The sequence below is a fragment of the Roseixanthobacter psychrophilus genome (genome assembly GCF_043195195.1).
Classification (GTDB): Bacteria; Pseudomonadota; Alphaproteobacteria; order Rhizobiales; family Xanthobacteraceae; genus NCEH01.
In genome coordinates this window covers 94,083-118,978 of sequence record NZ_JBAFWT010000005.1, presented here as the reverse complement: position 1 = coordinate 118,978, position 24,896 = coordinate 94,083, and the positions used below count along the sequence as shown (strand labels likewise).

Sequence of the window (24,896 nt, the reverse complement as noted above, 5' to 3'; positions counted from 1 at the left end):
GCGGGGACCGGGGACGGACGCGGTCCGCATCCCGGCCGCGCGGTGTGCGACCATCTGAACTTCGTCGGAATACCGGAGAACAGCCGCGGAACTTGCGCGACATTCACGCTCTACCACGGTGTTCTTCTACGCCGAGTCATTGTTTCACGTGAAACATTTTCCCGGATTTAGGGGGTTTCAGGCGCGTTTCGCCGCCCCATGGCCCCGGACGGCGCGCCCATTGCTCTCAAGACCGCGCGCTAGTTGGCAAGCTCGAGCCGGAGGTCGAGAGTCGAGCGCTTGCCGAGGTCGTCGAAATGCGCGGTCAGGAATTCCTCCGCCGCTTGGCGGCCTACGTCCCGCAGATGCTGGAGGAAGGCCCATTCGGCGTTGAGCTTGGAGGACAGATCAAAATCCACAAGCTGGCCGTTGCCGATGCGATGGAGCCGCACCCGGCGGTAGCCGGAGCCGCCGAGCGTCCAGCGCGTCAAGAGGCCTTGCTCGATCAATTGGGTAGCATGGTCGATCGCGCGCAACTGGGAGAGCAGCGAGGCGTTGAAGGTGATCTCATTGATGCGGTTCTGGATCTCGGCCGCCGTGCGGGGCGTCTGCTCGCGCACCACAGGATTGATCTGTACCAGGATGATGTCTTCGGCCTCTGCCTTCTCATAGAGCGGGAACAGCGGCGGATTGCCCATGTAGCCGCCGTCCCAATAGGGCACGCCGTCGATTTCCACCGCCTGGAACAGGAACGGCAGGCAGGCGGAGGCCATCACGGCATCGGCGCTCATCTCGGCGTGCCCGAAGATGCGTGCCCGGCCGGTGTGCACATTGGTGGCGGAGATGAACACCTTCAGGTCCGAGGCGCGGATCGCCTCGAAATCCACATGCGCATCGATGATCTCGCGCAGCGGATTGATGTTCAGCGGGTTGAAATCATAAGGGGAAAAGAAGCGGGCCGCGACTTCCATTGCAAGATAGGCAGGGTTCTTGGCGAGCGACCAATTGCCCATCAGCCGATCGAACGCGGAGCGCTGTATGGGCGACATGCGCCCGTCCCGGGAGACGTCGCGCCAGAATTGGGTGAGCGCGCCCCGCGCTTCTTCCCGGTTGCCCTTGGCAAGGCCCGAGGCCAGCACCACGGCATTCATCGCCCCGGCGCTGGTGCCCGAGATGCCGGAGATCACGAGGCCGTCTTCCTGGAGGATGCGGTCCACGACGCCCCAGGTGAAGGCGCCGTGGGCGCCACCCCCCTGGAGCGCGAGAGAAATGGATTTTACCGCGGAGGATTTGCTTCCTGCGCCCTTGGCGGCGACTTTCGCGCCCGCCTTCCCGGCCGAACCCTTGGATTTTCCAGCCTTGGTGCCGCCACCCTTGCCGCCCGGGGATTTCTCCCCGGCGGCTTTGGCGTCGGGCGCCTCGACTTCGTTGTCCTTGGGACCGTCGCGCTGGGCCATCGGGCGACCTCCCGCAGCTTTACTCTGCGACCCAGCCGCCGTCGATCTGCTGCAGCGAGCCGGTGATGGAGCGGGCGTTGTCGGAAGCGAGGAACACGGCCAGCGCGGCGACTTCCTCCACCGTCACGAACTCCTTGGTGGGCTGGGCGGCGAGCAGCACGTCACGCTTGACCTGCTCTTCCGTCATGCCGCGCGCCTTGGCGGTGTCCGGGATCTGCTTTTCCACCAGGGGCGTCCACACATAGCCGGGGCAGATGGCGTTGCAGGTGATGCCGAAGGTGGCGGTTTCAAGCGCCGTGACCTTGGTCAGGCCGGCGATGCCGTGCTTCGCCGCCACATAGGCCGACTTGAAGGGCGAGCCGACCAAAGCGTGGGCCGACGCGGTATTGATGATGCGGCCCCACTTCTTGGCCTTCATGCCGGGGATGGCGGCGCGGGTGGCGATAAAGGCGGCCGTCAGGTTGATGGCGATGATCATGTTCCAGGTCTCGATCGGGAATTCCTCGATCGGCGCCACGTGCTGGATGCCGGCGTTGTTGACCAGGACGTCGCAGGCGCCGAATTCAGTCTCGGCGAGCTTTACCATGCCGGTGATCTCTTCGGCCTTGAGCATGTTGGCGTCGGAATAGAGCGCCTTCACGCCAAAATCGCTCTCGATCTTGGTCCGCTCGGCCTCGATCGCCGCGGCATCGCCGAGGCCGTTGATGACCACATTGGCGCCCTGTTCCGCGAACGCGCGCGCATAAGCGAGCCCGATACCGCTGGTGGAACCGGTGACGACAGCGACCTTACCCTTCAGCATGGTTCTATCCCTCAAGCTCAATGCGGCCCACACGTCGGACGGGGCCGATGGCGATGGTTTAGCGGGGTGGTGTGACGCTGGCGTCACGCCTGTGTTCGCCACCCTCGCGGGGCGACCTTGCTCCCTCCGTCGCCGCGGTGCAACGCAAACCAGAAGCCGCGGTGGCGGCGTTGGCCGACGTCAGGTATTCGGTAGGCCCAGTCATGGAAAAATCCGGCACGGATAGCTACATTGTTTCCTAAAGGAACGGCCCGCCGGGTCGTTCCGCCGCGCCGCTTGCCATGACCGGCCGGCGGGCGCCCCACGGTCCGCTCGAGATGTCGATGCCCATTGCCGCCGCGCCGCATGACCACGCCGCCCATCACGACCATGCCGCCTGCGTCTCCGGGGCGCTGGCGCGGATCGAGCAATTATGCGCGCAGAAGGGCCTGCGCCTCACTCCGTTGCGCCGGCGGGTCATGGAGACCCTGGCCGAAAGCCATGTGCCGCTGGGTGCTTATGAACTCGTGGAGCGGCTCGGTACCGCCGGAGAGCGGCCGCCGCCCATGTCGGTCTATCGGGTGCTGGATTTCCTGGTCAGCGAGGGGCTCGCCCACCGTATCGAGAGCCGCAACGCATTTCTCGCGTGCGTCCATGTCCATGACAAGGATGAGGTGGTGGTGTTCCTGATCTGCGAGCAATGCGGCGACACCCGCGAGGTGCGCTCCCACGCGGTCGGGCGCGACCTCGCCTGGGCGGCGCGGGCGGAAGGATTCGAGCCACGCCAGCGGGTGCTGGAGATCGCCGGCTGCTGCGCACGTTGCCGCGAGAGATCAGGCGCCAGGCGCGCAGGCGATTGACGCTGCGCCGCGCGCGGCCTACCTGCTAGCGAAAGTGCGCCGCCGCCTGCGGGACGGGGGCGCCGCCGCCCATCACAGGACGCTCCCATGACGCAGCAGCCCGTCGTGCCCACCGAATTGCTGGAAGCCGGCCCGGCCCTGCGCCGGGCCACTGTTGGCGTGGCCGTGGGCAAGGTCATTGTGGGCGGCAACGCGCCGGTGGTGGTCCAATCCATGACCAATACCGACACCGCCGACATCGACGGCACCGTGCGCCAGGTCGCGGCGCTCGCCCGCGCAGGCTCGGAGATCGTGCGCATCACGGTGGATCGCGACGAAGCCGCCGCCGCCGTCCCGCGCATCAAGGACCGGCTGCTGAAGATGGGCGTCGATGCGCCCCTGGTCGGCGATTTCCATTATATCGGCCATAAGCTGCTGGCCGACCATCCCGCCTGTGCCGAGGCGCTGGACAAATATCGCATCAATCCCGGCAACGTGGGCTTCGGCGACAAGAAGGACCGGCAGTTCGCGGCCATCGTCGAAACCGCCATCAAATATGACAAGCCGGTGCGCATTGGCGCCAATTGGGGCTCGCTGGACAGCGAATTGCTGACCAGCCTGATGGACGAGAACGCCAAGCTGGACAAGCCGGCGGAAGCACGCGCCGTGACCCGCGAGGCACTGGTGCGCTCGGCCCTGGTCTCGGCCGCGCTAGCCGAGGAGATCGGCCTCCCGCGCAACCGCATCATCCTCTCCGCCAAGGTCTCGGCGGTGCAGGATCTGATCGCGGTTTATACCGAACTCTCCCGTCGCGCCGATTATGCCCTGCACCTCGGCCTCACCGAGGCGGGCATGGGCTCCAAGGGCATCGTCGCCTCCACCGCCGCCATGGGCGTGGTGCTCCAGGCGGGCATTGGCGATACCATCCGCGTGTCGCTCACCCCGGAGCCGAACGGCGACCGCACCCGCGAAGTGCAGGTGGCGCAGGAAATCTTGCAGACCATGGGCCTGCGGACCTTCGTGCCGCTGGTCGCCGCATGCCCCGGCTGCGGGCGCACCACCTCCACCGTGTTCCAGGAATTGGCGCAGAGCGTGCAGGACATGATCCGCGAGCGCATGCCGGAGTGGAAGAAGACCTATCCCGGCGTCGAGGCGCTCAATGTGGCGGTCATGGGCTGCATCGTGAACGGCCCCGGCGAGAGCAAGCATGCCGACATCGGCATTTCGCTTCCCGGCACCGGAGAGACCCCCTCCGCCCCCATCTTCATGGACGGCAAGAAGGTCGCCACCTTGCGCGGCCCCAACATCCAGAGCGAATTCCGGGCGATGGTGGAGGATTATGTGAAGCGCCGTTATGGCGTCGCCACTGCCCCCCAGATCGCGACCAATGCCGCAGAATAGGTCTGCTGCTTTGAGAAAGCGGACCGGCAGTGAAGTCTTATTCACGGACGTTGGCACGTCATTTTTGATTCATGTCATAGTCAGGCCAACGCTAGACTTGTTGACTGTTGCTTAACGTGGTGTCCTGCCGGTTCGAGGATCGGCGACGTGCGATAACGCTCCCGCTGCCGGGTGGCGTGGGATGTCGCGTGAGGCTTCCACCGTTGCGTGCTGTTGCGTTTCAAAAAACGTCAGGTCGTCTTTCTATTGCATTTCGAGGTGCCGTGATGAACGCGCGCTCCACCTTCGCTCAAAGGGTAAAATTTAGAAACGGGATCGTTGCAGAAGATGTTCTGCGCGTGAATACATCGAGCTTTTTCACCAAGTGGATTTTCAAAATGAAGCTGCGCTTCGACCGCACGCTCCTTGAGCAGGCAAAATGCGACGCAGCGTGTTACCGGCAGATAAAGCGTTTCGGCGTCAAAGACGTCGTCGCGGATGATGCGGCGGAAGACTTTCTCCCGTTGCTGAGAGCCCGTTCTCCGTTGTCTGGCACCGCGGATCATTCGGGGCGATCAATCTGATCCAGCGCGAGAAGGAGGGACGCTACTCTGTTGGCTGAGGACATCCACTCGGCAAGCCGGGCATAGCTGTCGATGATCCAATTGAATGCGCTCTGTACGATCACGAATGCCGCCGCAGCCTGAACGACTTCGCCGAGGCTCATTATTCCCGCGAGATATTTGGGTGCGCAGAGAAGCAGTCCGATAATCGGCGCCAGCAGCAAATTGGTCTGCGAAACCAGCGTCATCCGCATGAGCTGCCAGCAGAGGAAACGCCATTGCGCGATAACTTCCGTCAAGGCCGCGCCGATGGCTCGCCGCCCGTCTTTTTTCGCATCCGGCAAGGCGGTGGCCTCGCCCCGCTCGCGCAATTGCGCACCCATCGCTCTTAGCTCTGCTTCAGCGCGTTTCGTGTCCGCCATCACCCTGATCAGGTGGCGTGCGATGAGCATCATCGCGGCGGTAATCAGCACGGAGTAGGCGACGACCGAGATCACCAAATATCCGGGAATGGTCAATGTCATTCCCAGCGCTCTGACATTGAGCGCGCCGCCCACGTCCCAGAGCACGCCAATAAAAATGATGGCGGTGAGGAGAGAGGATAACAACCCGAGCGTAAGATCGACAGGTAGGTCGGTCGCGACCTTTGCATCCTCGGCGATTCGATACTCGGGTGTCTGGTGTTCGCCCTCCATGAACCTCAGCTTGCGGGAATGCCCCTTTTCCAGCCAGAAATCATACAGGTGGTTGCTGAGCCACGCCCGCCATTCGCGCTGCGTTGTCATCCGCGCCCACACAGAGACAATGACGAGCGTAATGCTGGCAGCGGCAAGTATCAGGAAACGCATCGCCTGCGCCCAAAGCTCTGTGCTATTCCCCCGCTCAAGAGCATTAAAGAAATCACGATTCCAGAAGTTCAGGCGGTATTGGGTCAACAACTGCAGCAATATGGTAAAAATCATCGCCGCAACCAGCAACCATGCGCGCCAAGCAGAACGGCCTTGCCAGAAGCCCGAAGCGCTTTGCCAGAAGCGAGTGAGGAGACGCTTTTGATCGGGAGCAAGGTAAGGATCAACGGACATCAGACCCCGCGGGGAAATGCGCCCCATGTGCGAACGAAAGCATAATGTTCAATTATAACGCATCGGCCCCGCGCGTCGATTTGATACGGGCGTCGGCGGGCGATCTGACGCACGCGCGAAGCAAAATGTAGCCTGTCGATGCGGCAAGTGGGGGTGTGGTTTAGGGCCGCCTTGGAAAGCCGCTACGGTGTCGCGTCCACCTGCAGATCCGCACCAGCCGCGCGCTTGCGTTGCCAAATGGCATTTCGTAGCGTCACCTTCCCGGCGCAGTCGGCCGGCCGCGTCTCAACGGGAAGATCTAAGCATGCAGCTTGCGCGCCTGCCCGCAACCTTCTTCGCCCTTGCTCTCCTCGCGCTACCCGCGCAAGCCCAGGAGGCCGGCAGCAGCGATCCGGGTGCGGTCAAGGCCGGCACCTATCTGCTCGACCCCGGCCACAGCCGGGTCGCCTGGAGCGTGACGCACCTCGGATTTTCCACTTACACCGGCCTTCTGCCGGCGGCCGAGGGCACGTTGGTGCTCGATCCCGCAGCGCCGGAGAAGAGCACGCTGATAGTCACGCTGCAGACCGGCAAGGTCGGCACGCTCGACCCGGCGCTGGACCAGCACCTGAAGGGCACCGATTTCTTCAATGTGGAGAAATTCCCTACGGCGACGTTCAAGGCCACGGGGGTCGTCGCCACCGGAAAGACCGCGAAGATTACCTGCGACCTCACTTTGCTCGGCGTGACCAAGCCGGTGATCCTGGACGTCACCTTCAACAAGGCCGGCACCAATCCGCTCGACAAGACTTATTCCCTCGGCTTCGACGCCAGGGCGGTCATCAAGCGGTCGGACTTCGGCATGACGACCTATGTCCCTGCGGTGAGCGACGAGGTGACCTTGCAGATCGAGAGCGAATTCAAGGCAAAGTGAGGCGCCACCGAGCGGGCTCGGCGAGGGGCCGCCTCACCCCACCGTCCGTCGATCCTCGATCGTCTTCGCATCCGCCGGCAGGGTGCCCGGCGCGAGCAGGGTGAGGCGACCGCGCAGCTTGGTGGAGGCGCGCAGGTCATCCAGCAGGGCGTCCTGCGAAAGCGCGGCGACGTCGGTCACTTCCACTTCCAGCAACATGTCGTCGCCGTCGCCGGCGCGGTCCACCACCAAGCGGGCTTTCGCGATGGCGGGATGCTTCTTCACCGCCGCGCTCACCTGCACCGGGTGCACGAACATGCCGCGGATCTTGGTCACCTGGTCCGCCCGGCCGAGCCAGCCGCGCAGGCGGGTGTTGGTGCGTCCGCACGGGCTGAGGCCGGGCAGCACGGCGGAAAGATCGCCGGTGGCGAAGCGGATGAGGGGATAATCGCATTCGAGCAGCGTCACCACCACTTCGCCCACCTCGCCCTCGCTCTCAACCGGGTCGCCGGTGCCGGGCCGCAGGATTTCGATGATCAGATCCTCGTCGGCGATCAGGCCTTCCTGCGCCTCGCTCTCATAGGCGACGAGACCGAGATCGGCAGTGCCGTAGCATTGGAGCGCAGCAATCCCCGCCGCCTTCATCTCCGCCCGTTGGGCCGGCAGGAACGCCTCGCCCGAGACCAGGGCCTTCTTGAGCGAGGAGATGTCGGCGCCCCCCTCGCGCGCCTTGTCCACCAGGATCTTGAGGAAGGAGGGCGTGCCGCCATAGCCATGTGGGCGGATATCGGCGATGGCGCGCAATTGCAAATCGGTCTGTCCGACCCCGCCAGGCACCACGGCGCAGCCCAGCGCATGGGCGCCGCTCTCCACCATCGAGCCGGCGGGCGTGAGATGGTAGGAAAAGCAATTGTGCACGATCTCGCCAGCCCGGAAGCCGGCGGCGAACAACGCGCGGGCAAAACGCCAATAATCGGGGCGGCGACCCTCGGGATCATAAATCGGCCCCGGCGACATGAAGATGCGCGCCATCTGCCCCGGCGCCGCCCCGTTCAACCCGCCGAACGGCAGGCTTTTGGGCTGGATCTCCAGCAGGTCGGATTTCCGCGTCACCGGCAATTGGGCAAGGGCGGCACGGCTGGTGACGGCTGCGGCGTCCACATCCTTCAGCAGCGTGCCGAAATAGGCCGAGCGCGCTTTCGCGGTGGAGACCTGCGCAGCGAGCGCCTGCATGAGAGCGGCTTCGCGCGCCAGGGGATTGCGGGTTTCGGCGGCGTCGTAATGGCGGCTGCGGTCGTTCATCTGGGCCTCGTCATCTCGTATCGTCGCCACAAGCACTTCCTCGCATCCCGGACGCAGGCAGCGTCAGCGGACTGCGAGCCGGGATCCAGCGCGAGGGCTGGCGCATCTGCGCCCCGTTCCGAAGCGCGCAGCGCGTTTCGCCTGCTTCGCAGGAATTGCCCGCTGGGTCCCGGCTCGGCGCTCCGGCTGCGCCGTTGCTGGTCCGGGACACGCGTACGCGCCAGTGACGCGAGGCTAGCTAGAGCCACCTCTTCCTGCGCTTGAACGATTTCAGGTTCTTGAAGGATTTGCGTTCCTCTCCGCCGCCCTGGCCGAGATAGAATTCCTTCACGTCCTCATTGTCCGCGAGCTGCTCGGCCGTGCCGTCCAGCACGATCTTGCCTTGCTCCATGATGTAGCCGAAATCCGCCACGGAGAGCGCCACGCGGGCGTTCTGCTCCACCAGCAGGATGGTCACACCCAGATCCTGGTTGAGCTGCTTGATGATGGAGAACACCTCCTTCACCATCAGCGGCGAGAGGCCCATGGAGGGCTCGTCCATCAAGATCAGCTTGGGGCGCGCCATCATGGCCCGGCCGATGGCCAGCATCTGTTGCTCGCCGCCGGAGAGATAGCCGGCAAGCCCGGTGCGCTCCTTCAGCCGGGGGAAATAGCCGTACACGCGCTCGATATCGTCCTTCACCCCATTGTCCTTGCGGGTGAAGGCGCCGAGCCGCAGATTCTCCAGCACCGTCATGTCGGAGATGATGCGGCGGCCCTCCATCACCTGGAAGATGCCGCGCCGCACGATCCTGTCTGGCTCGATGCCGTTGAGCCGCTCGCCGAGGAAGGTCACGTCGCCGCGCGTGATCTCCCCGTCCTCGGTCTTCAGCAGGCCCGAGATGGCCTTCAGCGTGGTGGACTTGCCGGCGCCGTTGGAGCCCAGCAAGGCGACGATCTTGCCTTCCGGTACGTTCAGCGACAAGCCGCGCAGCACCAGGATGACGTCGTTATAGACCACCTCGATATTGTTCACCGCCAGCATGGGCGCGGGTGCGGCCTCTGGGCGGGGATCGAGCTTCAAAGCGGCGTTGGACATGGGTCAGGTCCTGGGCGCAAGACCCTCTCCCGCTTGCGGGGGAGGGCAGGGAGGGGGAAATGCCGGGAGGCGGCCTGCGCGGCCCCTCCCCAACCCTCCCCCGCAAGCGGGAGAGGGCGCACGTTGTTTAGGCGGTCAGATCACCAGCCGAGCAGCTCGGTCTTGCGCGGCAGGTCGATGGTGGTGACCTTCTCCAGCTTGATGGCGCCGCTCTTCACCAGATCAGCCACTGTGCCTTCGGTCGCGCCGGAAACGACAGCACGATAGAGATCAACCTTCGTGGTCGGACGGTGATCGCTGGCAGTCCAGGTGGAGGGATTGCACACCCCGTCCGTGCCCTTGGGGACCCAATTGGCCTTCTGGTACATGCCGTCGCGGATCTTCGGACCGCTGACGCCGCCGTTCTTGTCGGCCCATTCCATGGCTTCCTTCATGTACATGACGGTGCAGATGGCGGCCATGTAATGCACCGGGCGATAGGTGTTGCCGCTCGGGTCGGACATCTTGGAAATGTCCTTGAAGGTGGCCATGCCGGGCGCTTCCCCGGTCCAGGTCACGGCGGTGCGCACCGGAATGATGACGCCGTTCGCGGCGCTGCCGGCGGCCTTCATGGCATTCTCGTCCATGCCCCACACATTGCCGAAGAACTGCACCTTCACGCCCGCGGTCTCGCACGCCTTCAGCACCGAGATGTTGGAGCCGGCGGTGTTGCCGAGATAGGCGTAGTTGGCGCCGGACTGCTTCAGCGTCAGGCACTGGGCGGTGTAGTCGCCGGGGGTGAGGGCGAAGGTGATGGGGTCCAGCACCTCGAAGCCCAGCTCCTTGGCATAGGCTTCCGCCGCCGCCTTGGGCGAATTGGGGAAGGGATGGTTGGCGCCCATGTGAACCCATTTGGGCTTACCCTGGCCGCCCTTCTTCTTCCAATCGTCGGCGGCCCATTGCACCTCGGCACGAGCGGCGTCCGAATAGGACGGGCCGTAGAAGAAATTGTAGGGCGCAGCGCGCTCGCTCCTGGGGCCGCCCTTGCCGGTGGGGTCGGTGAGGGTCGCGGCATAGGAGCCGGAATAATAGGGAATCTCTTCCTTGGTCACCATGGCGACCAACGCCTCGGTGTCGGCCGTGCCCCAGCCTTGGATCGCGACCACCTTGTCGCTGCCGACCCATTTCTTGAAAGCGGCCAGCGCGCGCGGCACCTGGTAGCCGTATTCGGTGAAGTCGGAATTGATCGGCTTGCCGTTCACGCCGCCATTCTTGTTGATATAGGCGATGGCGTCCTGCACGCCCTGGCCATAGGGCGTGCCCACGTCCGAGGTGCCGCCGGAATAATCGGCGAGATGGCCGATATTGATGGACTGGGCCATGGCCGGCACGGCCGCCGAGAGGGCGAGCAGGCTGGCGAAGGTGGTGGCGATCCGTTTCATGCGTGTCTCCTTGGGTTTGTGGGTCCGCGTTTCCTGGTGCGGCCGGCGCTCGTTGCTGGCGTCGGTCCGCGATCCCGCTCAATAGGAGAAGGGGTAGAGCTTCCAATAGGCCTTGATCTGCTTCCAGCGGTGGGCGAGCCCGTCCGGCTCGAAGATCAAGAACAGGATGATGGTGGCACCGATCAGCATTTCGCGCATGTAGGTGATGCCGTCTTTCAGATGCAGCAACCGATCGATGGCGCTGCCCTGGAGAATGCCGGCCAGCGCGCCGGTGAGTTCCGGCAGCAGCACCATGAAGATGGTGCCGAGCAGCGAGCCCATGATGGAGCCGAGCCCGCCGATGATGATCATCGCCAGGAATTGGATGGAGAACAGGATGTCCAATCCTTCCACCGACATATAGCCGATGTAGTGCGCATAGAGCGCGCCGCCGATGCCGGCGTAGAAGGAGGAGATGCCGAACGCCATGGTGCGGTATTTGGCAAGGTTCACGCCCATCATCTCGGCCGAGAGATAATGGTCGCGCACCGCGATCAGCGCCCGCCCGTCGCGGGTGCGCATGAGATTGGCGGCGAACAGATACATCACCACCACGAACACCAGCACCACGTAGAAATACCGCGTGTCGCCGGACATGTCGAAGCCGAGGATGGTGAACGGCGCCGCCACCGCGCCCGAGGAGCCGCCGGTGAACCAGGCGGCCCGCACGAAGAAGTCCTGCAGGATGAATTGGGCGGCCAGCGTCGCGATGGCGAGATAGAGCCCCTTCACCCGCGTCGCCGGCAGGCCGAACAACAGGCCGACCGCCGTGGTCCACAGCCCCGCCAGCACGATGGCGATGGGCACCGGAACACCATGCTCGGCGAGGAATGCCGAGGCAAATCCGCCAAAGCCGAAGAACACCGCGTGGCCGATGGAGATCTGGCCGGAGAAGCCGACCAAGATGTTCAGCCCCAGCGCGGCGATGCCGAGATAGCCGATCTGGATCATCAGGCTCAGATAATAATTGCTGAGGACCAGCGGCGCCAACGCCAGCAGGATGATGCCGCCGACGATGAAAGCGAAGGTCAGGCGCGTGTCGAAGATGGTCTGGTCGGCGCGGTAGCTGGTGCGATAATCGCCGCACGGGCGCATGGTGTCGATGGCCATGGCTTTAGACCCTCTCGATATCGCGGGTGCCGAACAGGCCGTAAGGCTTGATCATGAGAATGATGATGAGGACGTAGAAGGGCACGATTTCATACAGGTTGCCCCAGTGCAGGAACTGGCTGTCGAAATAATGCGCGATGTTCTCCAAGAGCCCGATGATGAGCCCGCCCACCACCGCGCCGAACACCGAATCGAGCCCGCCGAGGATCACCGCCGGGAACACCTTGATGCCGAAGAAGGAGAGCGCGGAGGACACGCCGTTGACGATGCCGACCACCACGCCCGCCACCGCCGAGACCGCCGCCGATATGCCCCAGGATAGGGCAAACATCTGCCGCACGGAGATGCCGAGCGATTGCGCCACCTGCTGGTTGAAGGCGGTGGCCCGCATGGCAAGGCCGATCTTCGAATATTTGAAGAACCAGGCGAAGCCCGCCATGATCAGCACGCTGACCCCGGTGGACATCAGATAGGCGCTCTGCACCTGGAGCCCGAATATATCCACCTTGCTCACGGCGAAGATCGGCGGGAACGGCTGCGCGAACGTGCCGAACATCCATTTCATCAGCGCCTGGAAGAAGATGGAGAGGCCGATGGTGACCATGATCACCGAGATTACCGGCTCGCCGATGAGCGGTCGCAGCACCAGCATCTGCAATGCCAGGCCGAACAGCATCATGAAGGCGAGCGAGATCAGGAAGCCCCAGACGAACGGGATCTGCCAATAGGTGAGCAGCCACCAGCAGGTCCAGGCGCCGATCAGCAGGAACTCGCCCTGGGCGAAATTCACCACCTGCGAGGCCTTGTAGATGAGCACGAAGCACATGCCCACCACGCCATAGAGCGTGCCGATGATGAGGCCGTTGATGCAGAGCTGGATGAAGAGCTGAAAGGTCACTTCACGCCTCCCGCTTGCTGAGTGTGTGAGCTGGAACGGCGCATCATGCGGCCCTCTTCTTGCTCGAACCGGCGGCGGGGGACGCCAGCTTCAGGTCGATGACCTTGAGCGTGGTGCGGATGCGCTGCTTGCTGCCGTCCTGGAACGCGATGGTGGTGTCGACGTCGATGGTGGGATCGCCGCGATACATGGCGTCGATGATGTCGCCATAGCGCTCGTTGATGACGCCGCGCCGCACCTTGCGGGTGCGCGTCAGCTCGCCGTCGTCGGCGTCCAATTCCTTGTAAAGCAGCAGGAATTTCGAGATGCGCTGCTTCTCGGGCAAGGTCTTGTTCACCTGCTCCACCTCGCGGCGCAGCATGTCCGTCACCTCCTGCCGGCCCGAGAGGTCGGTATAGGTGGTAAACGAGATGCGGTTCTTCTCCGCCCATTTGGAGACGATGGGGAAGCGGATGCAGATCATGGCGGCGAGATGCTCGCGCCCGTCGCCCAGGATCACCGCTTCCGCCACATAGGGCGAGAATTTCAGCTTGTTCTCGATATATTGCGGCGAGAAGCGGTCGCCATGGGCGGTCTGCGCCATGTCGCGCACGCGGTCGATCACCACCAGATGGCCGCGCGGATTGACGAAGCCGGCATCCCCCGTGCGCATCCAGCCGCCGTCCACGAACGACTTCGCGCTTTCTTCCGGGTTGTTGTAATAGCCGGTGAATGTATTGGCGTGCCGCGTGACGATCTCGCCCAAGCCATTGGGGTCGGGATCGTCGATGCGGATTTCCACCCCGTTCATGGGCACGCCGACGGTGTCGAAATCCACGTCGCTCGCGGTGTGGATGGTATAGGCGCCGAGCAATTCCGTCTGGCCATAGAGCTGGCGCATGGGCACGCCGAGCGCGAGGAAGAAGCGGAACGTATCCGGCCCCAGCGCCGCCCCGCCGGTGGCCGCCGATTTCAGGTGCGAGAAGCCGAGGCGGTCGCGCAATGCCCGGAACAGGATGAAATCCGCGAACCTGGAGCGCTGCCCGCGATCGAGCGCCGCGAGGCCGAGCTTCATGCCAAGATCGAACATTGCCCGCTTGAGGGTGGAGGCATCCATCATGCGCGCGCGCACGTCGGCGGCGATCTGCTCCCACACGCGCGGGGCGAACAGCACGAAGGTGGGGCCGATCTCCCGCATGTCGGCCATTGTAGTTTCCGGCTCCTCGACGAAGTTCACCTTCATCCGGGACAGCAGAGCCTGACCGAAGGCGTAGATCTGTTCCATGATCCAGGGCATTTGGAGCACGGAGACATATTCATCGTCCGGCCCGCGCATGTCGGCGGCGAGATAGGCCGCGCAATGGCGCAGCACGGCGCCGCCCGAGAGCATGGCGAGCTTGGGATGGGAGGTGGTGCCCGACGTGGTGCACAAGATCGCCACGTCCGCGCCGGAGCCCTGGTCCACAAGCCGCTGGTAGGCGTCCGGCTCCGCCGCCGCGCGCGCCGCGCCACGGGCTTCAAGGTCCGCCAGGGACACGAGGCGGGCATCCTCATATTTGCGCAGCCCGCGCGGGTCGGCATAGATGATGTGCCGCACGGTGGGGATGCGATCCTCCAATTGGAGGAGCTTATCCACCTGTTCCTCGTCCTCCGCGAACAGGATCGCCACGTCCGCATAGGTGACGAGATAAGCGACCTCGTCGGCCAGCGCATCGCGATAGATGCCGAGCGATTGGCCACCCACCGCATGGATGGCGATTTCGCCCATCAGCCATTCCGGGCGGTTGTCGCCGAGCAGGGAGATCACGTCGCCGCGCGCGACTCCGAGGTCGAGCAGGCCGAGCGCCATGTTCTGCACGCGCGCATTCACCTGCTGCCAAGTATAGGCGTTCCAGATGCCGAGGTCTTTTTCGCGCAGCCAGGTATCGGTCGGATGCTGGCGCGCATTGAGCGCGAGCAGCTTGGGAAACGTGTCGAAGATCGCTACGTCGGGCAAAGCGGAGGCGGGGGTGTTCATGCTCATGACGGCCTCACGCGGACACGGCCTGGAGGAGCGGTGCATCCTCGACGACAAGGTCTTCCTCGCCGAGATAGGCCTTGCGGACATTGGGGTTGGCCAGCACTTCGGCGGGCAGGCCCTCGGCGATCTTGCGGCCGAAATCGAGCACCATGACGCGGTGGGAGATATCCATCACCACCCCCATGTCGTGCTCGATCATGATGATGGTCATGCCCCATTCTTCATTGAGATCAACGATATAGCGGGCCATATCCTCTTTTTCTTCGAGGTTCATGCCGGCCATGGGCTCGTCGAGCAGGATCAGCTTGGGCTGCAGGGCGACGGCGCGCGCCAGCTCCACGCGCTTGCGCAGGCCATAGGAGAGCGTGCCGGCGGTGGCTTTGCGCACGTGCTGGATTTCGAGGAAGTCGATGACGTCCTCCACCGCCTTGCGATGCTCAAGCTCTTCTTTCTGCGCGCCGCCGATCCAATAGATCGCGCCGGTGAACAGATTGTTCTTCAGCAGATGGTGGCGCCCCACCATGATGTTGTCGAGCACGCTCATGTGGTGGAACAGGGCGAGGTTCTGGAACGTGCGGCCGATGCCGGCGGCGGCGCGCTTGTTCGGCTTCAGGCGCGTGATGTCCTGTCCATCGAACGCGACTCTGCCTTCCTGGGGCGAATAACGCCCGGAAATGCAGTTCAGCAACGACGTCTTCCCCGCGCCGTTCGGCCCGATGACCGAGAACAATTCGCCGCTGCGGACTGAAAATCCGACGTTGCTCAGCGCTTTAAGTCCGCCAAAGCGCAGCGAAATGCCATCGACATTCAACAACGACGAATCGGCGATGGATGCGCCAGGACGCTTGCCTGTCGACATGTTCCCCTCCCGGATTCCGCATATGAGCGGGTGGCTTCTATGGCCACATCCCACATTGTGAGATGAATTAGTTTGATTATCTAGCGAGCGTTTGCTTTTTTCAAGGGAGATCGCATTGGGCCGTCCTAAATATTGCGGCGTGGATTTTTTTGTCTCACATTGTAGGACATGAGCGACGACGAACTTGATCCGGCCGCGCCGAAGGGCGCACAAAGCCTCGGGCGGGCCATTTCGGTGCTGCGGGTGGTGGCCAACGCCGCCCCGCACCCTGTCCGCCTCGCCGACCTGATCCAGGGCACCGGGCTCTCGAAGGCCACCGCCCACCGCCTGGCGACGACGCTGGTCTTCGAGACCCTGCTTGCCTACGACGCCCGCGACAGATGCTATTCCCTCGGCGCGTTCTTCTCGAAGTTCGTGACGGGCAAAGGTCAGGCCGCCCCTCATCTTCCGGTCGAGGAGGATGGTTCCCGCTCGGCGGCGCATCTGGGCCGATACAGCGGCAGCAAGATTCCCCTGGCCCATCTACTGTGCGACAGGCACCTGGCGGTAAAACGCGCCCATCCCGCGATGATTCACGAGACCGTCTCGGGCCAGACCTCTGAATTGAGCTTTGGCAAGCTCGCGGAATATTCATCTCGATTTGCCCGTGTCTTGGCGGCGGCGGGCATCAGGAAAGGCGACCGGGTCGCCGTCCTTTTGCCCAAGGGCATGGAACTGGTCATCACGGCGCTTGCGATCTGGCGGATCGGGGCGGTCTACATGCCGCTCTTCTCCACCTATTCGCCCGCCGCCGTCGAAGCCCGGCTGAAGGCCGGCGCCGTCAAGGCGGTGGTCGCGAACCGGTTCCTCATCGATCGGGCTTCCCGCTACATCACCGAGAAGACCTTCGTCTGTTTGATCGAGGGCGATCAGATCAACCGGATCGACGGCAAGGTGACCCAGTTCTGGTCGTCCATCTATGCATCCGAGCCGCTTGAAGGGGTGGAAACCTACGGCGCCAACGACCCCTTCATCATGACCTATGCCCCGAGCTTCGTGGAGGCCCGGCTCGGTCTTCTCACCCCGGTGCGGGCGCTGGCGGCGATCGAGCAATATATGCGGATCGGCATGGATGTCCGCGATGACGACGTCTATTGGAACATGGCCGACCAGGGCTGGGAATACGGCATTTATTACGGTCTCATCGGTCCGCTCCTGATCGGCTGCTCGATCCTGTTCTGCGATGGGCCCTACGATGTCTCGCAGGGCTATCGCGTGCTGTCGAAGTTTCGCGTCACCAACCTCACGGCCGCCCCGTCCCAGATCAAGGCGTGGCGGCGCGGCGATCCCAACGATGCCACATCCCCCTTCGCCATCCGCATGGTCACGGTGGGGGGCGAACCGCTCCCGCCCGACGTCATTTCCTGGGTGACGCAGAAGCTCGAGGTGCCGCTGATCAACCAGTATGGCCACCGCGAGACCGGCATGATCGTGGGGATGAAATACGACCCCAGCGATCCCGCCTCCTCGCGGCGCTCCTCGGTGGGCCGCGTCATGCCGGGCTTTGCCCTTGCGGTGCTCGACAAGCACGGCGCCGAATTGCCCGCCGGCGCCGAAGGCATCCTGGCCATCGATGTGGAACGCTCGCCTTTGTTCTGGTTCCGATCCTATTTCAAGGATGATGCCAGGACGAAGACGCGATTTGAGTTCGGTGGCGACTATTATATTCTTGGCGATACCGGCTTCATCGACGACGAAGGATGGGTCCACTACAGCGGCCGGGCATCCCATGCCATATTGATGCAGAAAGATTGAAGCCGCTTTGGTGCGCGCATCCGTGCCCTGGTCATGCTTTCTCTCCCGGATTGGCGGCCGTCTTGATGTGGCGTGGCGCGCCGGTCCCGATCATTCTGCCGGGTTCTCAGGAAACAATCGAACGTTCTTTTTCTCTCCCGGTCAAGGCCATTTTTGGCCGCTTGCGTCTTGCGTCCCCGGCGCGCTGCGCTCACTCTAAGGTGGCTGCCAGGGTCGGCGGCCTCATCCGACACCCGAGGGTCGTGCGCCCGCACGCACGATTGCAAATTGAGAAAAAGATGGCGCGTACAGTCGGTTCCAATGGTGCCCGCACCGCCCAGGCGATCCGCCAGGCGGGGGTGCTGCTGATCTACAAGCACGGCTACGAAGCCATGAGCCTGCGGCAACTCGCCGCCGAGGTGGGGCTCCAGTCCGGCTCGCTGTACAAGTATTTCGAGAACAAGCAGAGCCTGCTGTTCGACATTGTGCGCGATCACATGGAAGACCTGACCGCCCGGGCGCGGGAGGCTCTCGACGGGCTGGATACGCCCTTCGATCGCCTGCGAGCCTTCACCGGATTTCATCTGCGCTATCACATGACACGGCGCGCCCATGTCTTCATCGCCAACATGGAAATCCGCTCGCTGGACGACGAGCACCGGGCCGTCGTCGTCGAGATGCGGCGCAATTACGAGGGGCTTCTGGAGCAGATCCTGCGCGAGGGCGCCGCGCAGGGCGTGTTCCAGGTGCGCGAGCCGAAGGTCTCCACCTACGCCATCATCTCCATGCTCACCGGGATCTGCATGTGGTACCGGCCCGACGGGCGGCTGAGCCAGGACGATCTGGTGGAGATCTATGGCAACCTCGTCACCCAGGGTGTCGCGCCGGGAGCGCCGCAGGCGCTGGCCGCGTCTCTGGAAGCGCCGTTCCTTGCGGCGGAAGCGCCGCCCGCCCGCGCCAAGCGCAAGGCGCGCGCCTGATTTGCCCTTGCGGTTCTCATAAAAAAACGTACGATCGTTTCTAAGCCGACAACGAGCGGCACGGGAGGACGACGCGTCGAGGTTCCGCCCGCCTTTTCGGCGGGGCGTTCGGGCGTTCCTTCTTCCGCAATCGACACTCAGGGGTGAGGCGCTCATGGCGATCATCGAGGATGCGGTGGACCGCCGCTCCGAAGCCTATAATCGCAATCGTGAGGCGCTGTTCGCCAGCGTCAGCGAGCTGCGCGGGACCGTCGAGCGCATTTCCCAGGGCGGCGGGGAAGTCGCCCGCGAGCGCCATCTCAAGCGCGGCAAGCTGCTGCCCCGCGACCGTATCCGCACACTCCTCGATACCGGCTCGCCGTTCCTCGAACTGTCCCAGCTCGCCGCCTATGACATGTATGGCGGCGATGTGCCCGCCGCTGGCATCATCACCGGCATCGGCCGCGTTTCAGGACGCGAATGCATGATCGTCGCAAATGATGCGACGGTGAAGGGCGGCACCTATTTCCCCATGACGGTGAAAAAGCACCTGCGCGCCCAAGCCATAGCGCGGGAGAATCACCTGCCCTGCGTCTATCTCGTGGACAGCGGCGGCGCCAATTTGCCCAACCAGGACGAGGTGTTTCCCGACCGCGAGCATTTCGGCCGCATCTTCTTCAACCAGGCCAATATGTCGGCCGAGGGCATCGCCCAGGTGGCGGTGGTCATGGGCTCCTGCACCGCCGGCGGCGCCTATGTGCCGGCCATGGCGGACCAATCCATCATGGTGAAGAACCAGGCCACCATCTTCCTCGGCGGGCCGCCTCTGGTGAAGGCCGCCACCGGCGAGGTGGTGACCGCCGAGGAATTGGGCGGGGCGGACGTGCATACCCGCGTGTCCGGCGTCGCCGACCATATGGCGGAGAACGACGCCCATGCGTTGGGCATCGCCCGCACCATCATCGGCGATCTCAATCGGGTGAAGCGGCACGCGCTGGATATTCGCCCGCCCAAGGCGCCGCTCTACGACGCGGAAGAGATCTATGGCATCGTCTCGGAAGATCCCAAGAAGCCATTCGACGTGCGCCAGATCATTGCCCGCATCGTCGACGGCTCGGAGTTCGACGAGTTCAAGCCGCTCTATGGCCAGAGCCTGGTGACGGGCTTTGCCCGCGTCTTCGGCTATCCCGTGGGCATCATCGCCAATAACGGCATCTTGTTTTCCGAGAGCGCGCTGAAGGGCGCGCATTTCGTGGAATTATGCTGCCAGCGCAATATCCCGCTGGTGTTCCTGCAGAACATCACCGGCTTCATGGTGGGCCGCAAATATGAGGCCGGCGGCATCGCCAAGGATGGCGCCAAGCTGGTGAATGCGGTGTCCTGCGCCAGCGTGCCGAAATTCACCGTGGTGATCGGCAATTCCTTCGGCGCCGGCAATTACGGCATGTGCGGGCGCGCCTATGATCCGCGCTTCCTGTGGATGTGGCCCAATGCCCGCATCTCGGTGATGGGCGGCGAGCAGGCGGCGAACGTGCTCGCCCAGGTGAAGCGCGACGGCATCGAGGGCAAGGGCGGCGCATGGCCGGCCGATGAGGAGGCCGCCTTCAAGGCGCCGATCCAGGCCCAATACGACCGCCAAGGCCACCCCTATTATTCCTCCGCCCGCATCTGGGACGATGGGGTGATCGATCCTGCCGATACCCGCATGGTTTTGGCACTCGCGCTTTCCGCGTCCCTCAACGCTCCGGACAGGGAGACACGCTTTGGCGTGTTCCGCATGTGAGCGAATTTGCACTGCACAAGTCCACCTTGAGCTTAGGGGGCCGCGAAACGTATCGCGGCTGTCACACTCGCTCCCCAAAGATCGCGCGCCTTGCGTCTTGCTGGTGGAGAGTTACCCCATGAGCCTTATCGTTTCCCATGAAGATGGTATCGCCACGCTCACCCTCGATCGGCCGGAGGTGCACAATGCCTTCGACGATGGCCTCATCGCGCTCCTGACCGCCGCTTATCATCATGCCAGCGGCGATTCCGCGATCCGGGCCGTTGTGCTGCGCGCCAATGGCAAATCCTTCTGTGCAGGCGCTGACCTCACGTGGATGCGCCGGATGGCCGACTATTCCCACGAGGAGAATGTGGCGGATGCCGGCGCGCTGGCCCACCTCATCCATGTCATAGACACCTGCCCCAAGCCCACACTCGCGCGCGTGCATGGGCCCGCCTTCGCCGGCGCGGTCGGCTTGCTGGCCGCCAGCGATATCGTCGTGGCCGTGCCGGAGGCGGAATTCGCCGTCACCGAGGTGCGGATCGGCCTGATCCCGGCGGTTATCAGCCCCTATCTGGTGCGGGCCATGGGCGCGCGGCAAGCGCGCCGCTATTTCCTCACGGCCGAACGCTTCCCGGCTCAGACCGCGCTCGCTCTCGGCCTTGTGCACCAAGTGGTGCCCGCGGAAGAGCTGGACGGCACCATAGCTTCGCATCTGAAGGCTTTGATGGCCGCGAGCCCGTCGGCCCTAAGGGCGACGAAGGAATTGGTGGCGGCGGTTGACCGTCCCCTGACCCACGATCTGATCGAAGACACGGCGTTGCGGATCGCCCGCCAGCGCGCCAGCGCCGACGGACGCGAGGGCGTCTCGGCATTTCTCGAAAAACGCAAACCCGCATGGGAGTGAGCATGACCCGTCCCATTCGCACCCTTTTGGTGGCCAACCGGGGTGAGATCGCGGTGCGGATCATGCGCACCGCGAAAGCCATGGGCCTGAAGACCGTCGCGGTCTATTCGCAGGCCGATGCCCGCGCGCTCCATGTGGAGGGCGCGGACGAGGCCTATCCGATCGGCCCCGCCCCGGCGCGCGAAAGCTATCTGAGGATCGACGCGATCCTGAATGCCGCGCGCATGAGCGGGGCGGACGCCATCCATCCCGGCTATGGCTTCCTGTCAGAGAATGCCGAGTTCGCGGATGCGTGCGCCCGCGCCGGCATCGTCTTCGTCGGCCCGCCTGCCTCCGCCATTCGTGCCATGGGCTCCAAGAGCGCCGCAAAGGCGCTGATGGAGAAAGCCGGCGTGCCGCTGGTCCCGGGCTATCACGGAGAAGACCAGGACGAGGTGCTGCTGGCCCGCAAGGCGGATGAGATCGGCTATCCCGTGCTCATCAAGGCCTCGGCCGGCGGTGGCGGCAAGGGCATGAAGGTGGTGCGCGCGGCTGAGGAGTTTGCCGAAGCGCTTGGCTCCGCCAAGCGGGAGGCGAAGAACGCCTTCGGCGACGACAAGGTTCTGATCGAGAAATATCTCACCAAGCCGCGCCATATCGAGGTGCAGGTGTTCGCCGACACCCATGGCAATGCGGTCTATCTGCACGAGCGCGACTGCTCCATTCAGCGCCGCCATCAGAAGGTGGTGGAGGAGGCGCCGGCGCCGGGCCTCACCCCGCAGCGCCGCGCCGCCATGGGCAAGGCGGCGGTGGATGCCGCTAAGGCGGTCGGCTATGTCGGCGCCGGAACGGTGGAGTTCATCGCCGAGGGGGACGACTTCTTCTTCATGGAAATGAACACCCGCCTGCAGGTGGAACATCCCGTCACCGAGGCCATCACCGGTCAGGACCTGGTGGAATGGCAAGTGCGGGTGGCGCGGGGCGAACCGCTGCCGCTGGCCCAGGCGGATATTCCCCTCGTTGGGCATGCCATCGAGGTGCGTCTGTATGCCGAGGATCCGGCGCGGGACTTCCTGCCCCAGGTGGGTCGCCTGGACCATCTGCGCCTGCCGTTTGATCTCGCGGGGCTTCGGGTCGACAGCGGCGTGCGCGCCGGGGATTCGGTGTCGGTCCATTACGACCCGATGATCGCGAAGATCATCGCTTCGGGCGCCGATCGCACCGAGGCGCTCGGCCGGCTCGCGGCGGCGCTGGCGGCGACCGAGGTGGTCGGCCTGCCCACCAACCGCATGTTCCTCCAGGCCATCGTCGCCGAGCCTGCCTTTGCCGCGGCCGAGCTCGACACCGGCTTCATCGAGCGCCACCGCGCGACGCTTTTGCCGACGCCACTGCCTGTGGATGACCGCGTCCTGGCGCTCGCCGCGCTTTTCTTGCTGCTGGACGAGGCACGGATTTCCGCTGGCGCTGCCGATCCCTCCGACCCCTGGTCGCCGTGGGGCTTGGCGCCGGGCTGGCGGCTGAACCGCTCCGCCTTCGTGGACCTGACGTTCGCGGATCGCGAGGCCCGCATTCCGGTGCGCGCCCATTATGCGGATGGCGGCTTCGAACTCGATTTGCCCGGCGGGCGCATGGCGGTGCAAGGCACGAGCACGCCCGAGGGCGGTCTCGTTGCTCGGTTGGACGGTGTGCGCACCAGCGCTCGCGTGGTGAGGAGCGGCGCCCGGCTCACCATCTTTTCCGCCGGCACCGAACGCAGCCTCGATCATGTCGACCCGCGCGTCGCCAGCATCGAGGCCACGGGCACGGCCGGGCGGCTGGTGGCACCCATGCCGGGCACCATCATCCGCGTCGCGGTGAGTGCTGGCGATGAGGTGGCCAAGGGCGCTGCCCTCGTGGTGGTGGAGGCCATGAAGATGGAGCATACGGTCACCGCTCCCCGCGATGGTCGCGTGCAGAGCGTCGCGTTCGGGGTTGGCGATCTCGTGGACGAGGGCGCCGAACTCCTGGTGCTGGAGGACGTGGCGTGAGCCGGCCGGCACGGGTGCGCATTGTCGAGGTAGGCCCGCGGGACGGCCTGCAGAACGAGCCGGGCACCGTGCCGGTGGCGGCCAAGGTGGCGCTGATCGAGGCTTTGGCGGACGCCGGCGTCACCACCATCGAGGCGGGCAGTTTCGTTTCGCCCAAATGGGTGCCGCAGATGGCGGATACCGCCCAGGTGCTGACCGCGATTCCGGCGCGTGCCGGCGTGCGCTACCCCGTCCTCGTGCCCAACATGAAGGGTCTCGACGCCGCTTTGGAGAGCGGTGTCAGCGAGATTGCGGTGTTCGCCGCCGCTTCCGAAGCCTTCAGCCAGCGCAACATCAATTGTTCCATCGCCGAAAGCCTGGAGCGCTTCGTCCCCGTCATTACGGCCGCTAGCGTCGCCGGCATCGCGGTGCGCGGCTATGTGAGCTGCGTGCTCGGCTGTCCCTATCAGGGCGACGTGCCGGTGGAGAGCGTGGTGGAGGTCTCGCGCGCCTTGGTGGAGATGGGCTGCTACGAAATCTCTCTCGGCGACACCATCGGCATCGGCACGCCGGACAAGGCGAAGGCCATGGCGGGCGCGGTGGTTGAGGCCATCGGGGTGGAGCGCACGGCGGTGCATTTCCACGACACCTACGGGCAGGCGCTCGCCAATGTATTGGCGTGCCTCGATCTCGGCATCGGCGTGGTGGACAGCGCGGTGGCGGGGCTCGGCGGCTGTCCCTATGCCAAGGGCGCCTCCGGCAATCTCGCCACCGAGGATCTGGTCTATATGCTGAACGGGCTCGGCATCGAGACCGGCATCGACCTGGACAAGCTGGCGGCGGCGGGACGGGACATCACCGCCGCGCTCGGCCGGGTTCCGGCCTCCAAGGTGGCGCAGGCGCTGGCGGCGAAGCTTTAGCGGGGCGCGATCCGGTCTCGACTGAGCGCGTGCGGAGCGATCAGGCCCGCCCGCGCTTGGCACGGGTGGGAATCACGAGCTGTTGGATCCAATTGCGGATCTCCACCGTGCGCAGGTCCTTGGAGATCACGGCGCCGTCGACCCCGTGGCGCCAGACAAGCGGCTGGTTGCCCGGCTCGCGCTCCAGCGTCTCCAAGTCTGCGATGAAGCTGTCCTGGGCATCCTCGTCCATGAAGAAGCCCTCCGCCACGAGCGAGGGGCTCAGGCGGCGGAAGATGGCGGCCATCTCCCGGAACGGATATTCGGGATGATATTGCACCGCCCATGCGGTGCTGGCACCGGCGGGAATCTCGGCCGCCTGAACCTGCGAATGATCGTTTGTGGCGAGCAGCCGGGCGCCCTCGGGCAAGGTCTCGACCTCGTCCAGATGCACCGTCATGGCCTCGAACACGCGCGGCTTGCCGATGAAGATCGGATGGTGCTCGCCATGCTCGGTCATGCGGATGCGTCGGCCGAACCCGACTTCCCGACCGCGCGGGTTAGGCCGCACCACGCCTCCGGCCGAGACCGTGATGAGCTGAAGGCCCCAGCAGCTGCCGAACACCGGGGTGCCGGTGGAAAAGGCGGTGCGCAGAAGGTCGATCTGTTGGTCGATCGCCGGCCCGCCATTGTAAATGTTCAGCGAAGAGCCGGTGATGGCGATGCCGTCATAGCCCTCCAGGCCGCCCGCATCGGGAAGATTGGCGCCGGGGTCGGCGGGATAGCAGATGTCGACGATGGCGCCGGGGCACAATTCGCGCAGCAGGCGGGCATAGCCTTCGCTGGCCGCTTCGCCGCCGAATTTCACCTGGCGGGCGCGGGCGTCGGCGGTATTGCCTTCAACAACGAGCAAATGGGGGGCGGGCATG

Annotated in this window: 21 protein-coding genes; 10 read left to right on the top strand and 11 right to left on the bottom strand. The window is 64.5% G+C overall.

All coding sequences use genetic code 11. The annotated features are described in order from the left end of the window. Positions 1-239 precede the first annotated feature (239 nt). Both V5F77_RS07360 and V5F77_RS07355 read right to left on the bottom strand, forming a co-directional pair. Entirely contained in the window at positions 240-1,436 is a 1,197-nt protein-coding gene (locus tag V5F77_RS07360; RefSeq protein ID WP_429004692.1) for a patatin-like phospholipase family protein, read from the bottom strand. A gap of 19 nt (positions 1,437-1,455) precedes the next feature. Continuing rightward, entirely contained in the window at positions 1,456-2,238 is a 783-nt protein-coding gene (locus V5F77_RS07355) for a 3-hydroxybutyrate dehydrogenase (RefSeq protein WP_429004691.1), read from the bottom strand. Positions 2,239-2,561: 323 nt separating this feature from the next. Here V5F77_RS07355 and V5F77_RS07350 point away from each other — a divergent pair, with 323 nt between their 5' ends. The 3 genes from V5F77_RS07350 (at position 2,562) to V5F77_RS07340 (ending at position 5,020) form a co-directional block, all read left to right on the top strand. Continuing rightward, complete coding sequence (locus V5F77_RS07350) at positions 2,562-3,077, top strand: Fur family transcriptional regulator (RefSeq protein ID WP_429004690.1); 516 nt, start codon at positions 2,562-2,564, stop codon at positions 3,075-3,077. A gap of 87 nt (positions 3,078-3,164) precedes the next feature. Next, positions 3,165-4,457, top strand: a complete 1,293-nt coding sequence (gene ispG, locus V5F77_RS07345) for a flavodoxin-dependent (E)-4-hydroxy-3-methylbut-2-enyl-diphosphate synthase (protein WP_429004689.1) — start codon at positions 3,165-3,167, stop codon at positions 4,455-4,457. 266 nt (positions 4,458-4,723) lie between these two features. Continuing rightward, the gene (locus V5F77_RS07340; RefSeq protein ID WP_429004688.1) at positions 4,724-5,020 is read left to right on the top strand and encodes a hypothetical protein; all 297 of its coding nucleotides are present in this window, start codon (positions 4,724-4,726) and stop codon (positions 5,018-5,020) included. Here the strand turns inward: V5F77_RS07340 and V5F77_RS07335 are convergent. Next, complete coding sequence (locus V5F77_RS07335; RefSeq protein ID WP_429004687.1) at positions 4,999-6,081, bottom strand: SbmA/BacA-like family transporter; 1,083 nt, start codon at positions 6,079-6,081, stop codon at positions 4,999-5,001. The genes V5F77_RS07340 and V5F77_RS07335 overlap by 22 nt on opposite strands. Positions 6,082-6,385: 304 nt before the next feature. Here V5F77_RS07335 and V5F77_RS07330 point away from each other — a divergent pair, with 304 nt between their 5' ends. Further along, the gene (locus V5F77_RS07330) at positions 6,386-6,994 is read left to right on the top strand and encodes a YceI family protein (RefSeq protein WP_429004686.1); all 609 of its coding nucleotides are present in this window, start codon (positions 6,386-6,388) and stop codon (positions 6,992-6,994) included. 33 nt (positions 6,995-7,027) lie between these two features. On the opposite strand, the gene V5F77_RS07325 is transcribed toward V5F77_RS07330, so the two are convergent. The 7 genes from V5F77_RS07325 to V5F77_RS07295 all read right to left on the bottom strand — a co-directional run bounded on the left by V5F77_RS07325 (position 7,028) and on the right by V5F77_RS07295 (position 15,679). After that, entirely contained in the window at positions 7,028-8,275 is a 1,248-nt protein-coding gene (locus V5F77_RS07325) for a phenylacetate--CoA ligase family protein (RefSeq protein WP_429004685.1), read from the bottom strand. A gap of 238 nt (positions 8,276-8,513) precedes the next feature. Next, positions 8,514-9,353: an ABC transporter ATP-binding protein gene (locus V5F77_RS07320; protein WP_429004684.1), complete on the bottom strand. Its 840-nt coding sequence runs from the start codon at positions 9,351-9,353 to the stop codon at positions 8,514-8,516. Positions 9,354-9,493: 140 nt separating this feature from the next. Further along, positions 9,494-10,774 (bottom strand): ABC transporter substrate-binding protein, encoded by a 1,281-nt coding sequence (locus tag V5F77_RS07315; protein ID WP_429004683.1) that lies wholly within the window; start codon positions 10,772-10,774, stop codon positions 9,494-9,496. A 78-nt stretch (positions 10,775-10,852) separates the two neighbouring features. Beyond that, positions 10,853-11,923, bottom strand: coding sequence for a branched-chain amino acid ABC transporter permease (locus V5F77_RS07310; protein WP_394084453.1), 1,071 nt, complete (start codon positions 11,921-11,923; stop codon positions 10,853-10,855). Between the two features lie 4 nt (positions 11,924-11,927). Next, the gene (locus tag V5F77_RS07305) at positions 11,928-12,821 is read right to left on the bottom strand and encodes a branched-chain amino acid ABC transporter permease (RefSeq protein ID WP_429004682.1); all 894 of its coding nucleotides are present in this window, start codon (positions 12,819-12,821) and stop codon (positions 11,928-11,930) included. A 43-nt stretch (positions 12,822-12,864) separates the two neighbouring features. Further along, positions 12,865-14,817 (bottom strand): long-chain fatty acid--CoA ligase, encoded by a 1,953-nt coding sequence (locus V5F77_RS07300; RefSeq protein WP_429004827.1) that lies wholly within the window; start codon positions 14,815-14,817, stop codon positions 12,865-12,867. 13 nt (positions 14,818-14,830) lie between these two features. Then, positions 14,831-15,679, bottom strand: coding sequence for an ABC transporter ATP-binding protein (locus V5F77_RS07295; protein WP_429004681.1), 849 nt, complete (start codon positions 15,677-15,679; stop codon positions 14,831-14,833). 168 nt (positions 15,680-15,847) lie between these two features. On the opposite strand from V5F77_RS07295, the gene V5F77_RS07290 reads away from it, so the two are divergent. From V5F77_RS07290 to V5F77_RS07265, 6 genes are all read left to right on the top strand, one after another. Next, positions 15,848-17,473 (top strand): AMP-binding protein, encoded by a 1,626-nt coding sequence (locus V5F77_RS07290; protein WP_429004680.1) that lies wholly within the window; start codon positions 15,848-15,850, stop codon positions 17,471-17,473. A gap of 278 nt (positions 17,474-17,751) precedes the next feature. Next, the gene (locus tag V5F77_RS07285; protein WP_429004679.1) at positions 17,752-18,432 is read left to right on the top strand and encodes a TetR/AcrR family transcriptional regulator; all 681 of its coding nucleotides are present in this window, start codon (positions 17,752-17,754) and stop codon (positions 18,430-18,432) included. 154 nt (positions 18,433-18,586) lie between these two features. Further along, complete coding sequence (locus V5F77_RS07280; protein ID WP_429004678.1) at positions 18,587-20,194, top strand: carboxyl transferase domain-containing protein; 1,608 nt, start codon at positions 18,587-18,589, stop codon at positions 20,192-20,194. 118 nt (positions 20,195-20,312) lie between these two features. Continuing rightward, positions 20,313-21,083, top strand: a complete 771-nt coding sequence (locus tag V5F77_RS07275) for an enoyl-CoA hydratase/isomerase family protein (RefSeq protein ID WP_429004677.1) — start codon at positions 20,313-20,315, stop codon at positions 21,081-21,083. A 2-nt stretch (positions 21,084-21,085) separates the two neighbouring features. Continuing rightward, the gene (locus tag V5F77_RS07270) at positions 21,086-23,089 is read left to right on the top strand and encodes an acetyl/propionyl/methylcrotonyl-CoA carboxylase subunit alpha (protein WP_429004676.1); all 2,004 of its coding nucleotides are present in this window, start codon (positions 21,086-21,088) and stop codon (positions 23,087-23,089) included. Then, positions 23,086-23,988, top strand: coding sequence for a hydroxymethylglutaryl-CoA lyase (locus V5F77_RS07265; protein ID WP_429004675.1), 903 nt, complete (start codon positions 23,086-23,088; stop codon positions 23,986-23,988). Before V5F77_RS07270 ends, V5F77_RS07265 begins: the two co-directional genes overlap by 4 nt. Positions 23,989-24,028: 40 nt before the next feature. On the opposite strand, the gene V5F77_RS07260 is transcribed toward V5F77_RS07265, so the two are convergent. Then, positions 24,029-24,895 (bottom strand): type 1 glutamine amidotransferase, encoded by an 867-nt coding sequence (locus tag V5F77_RS07260; RefSeq protein ID WP_429004674.1) that lies wholly within the window; start codon positions 24,893-24,895, stop codon positions 24,029-24,031. Between the last annotated feature and the right edge of the window lies 1 nt (position 24,896).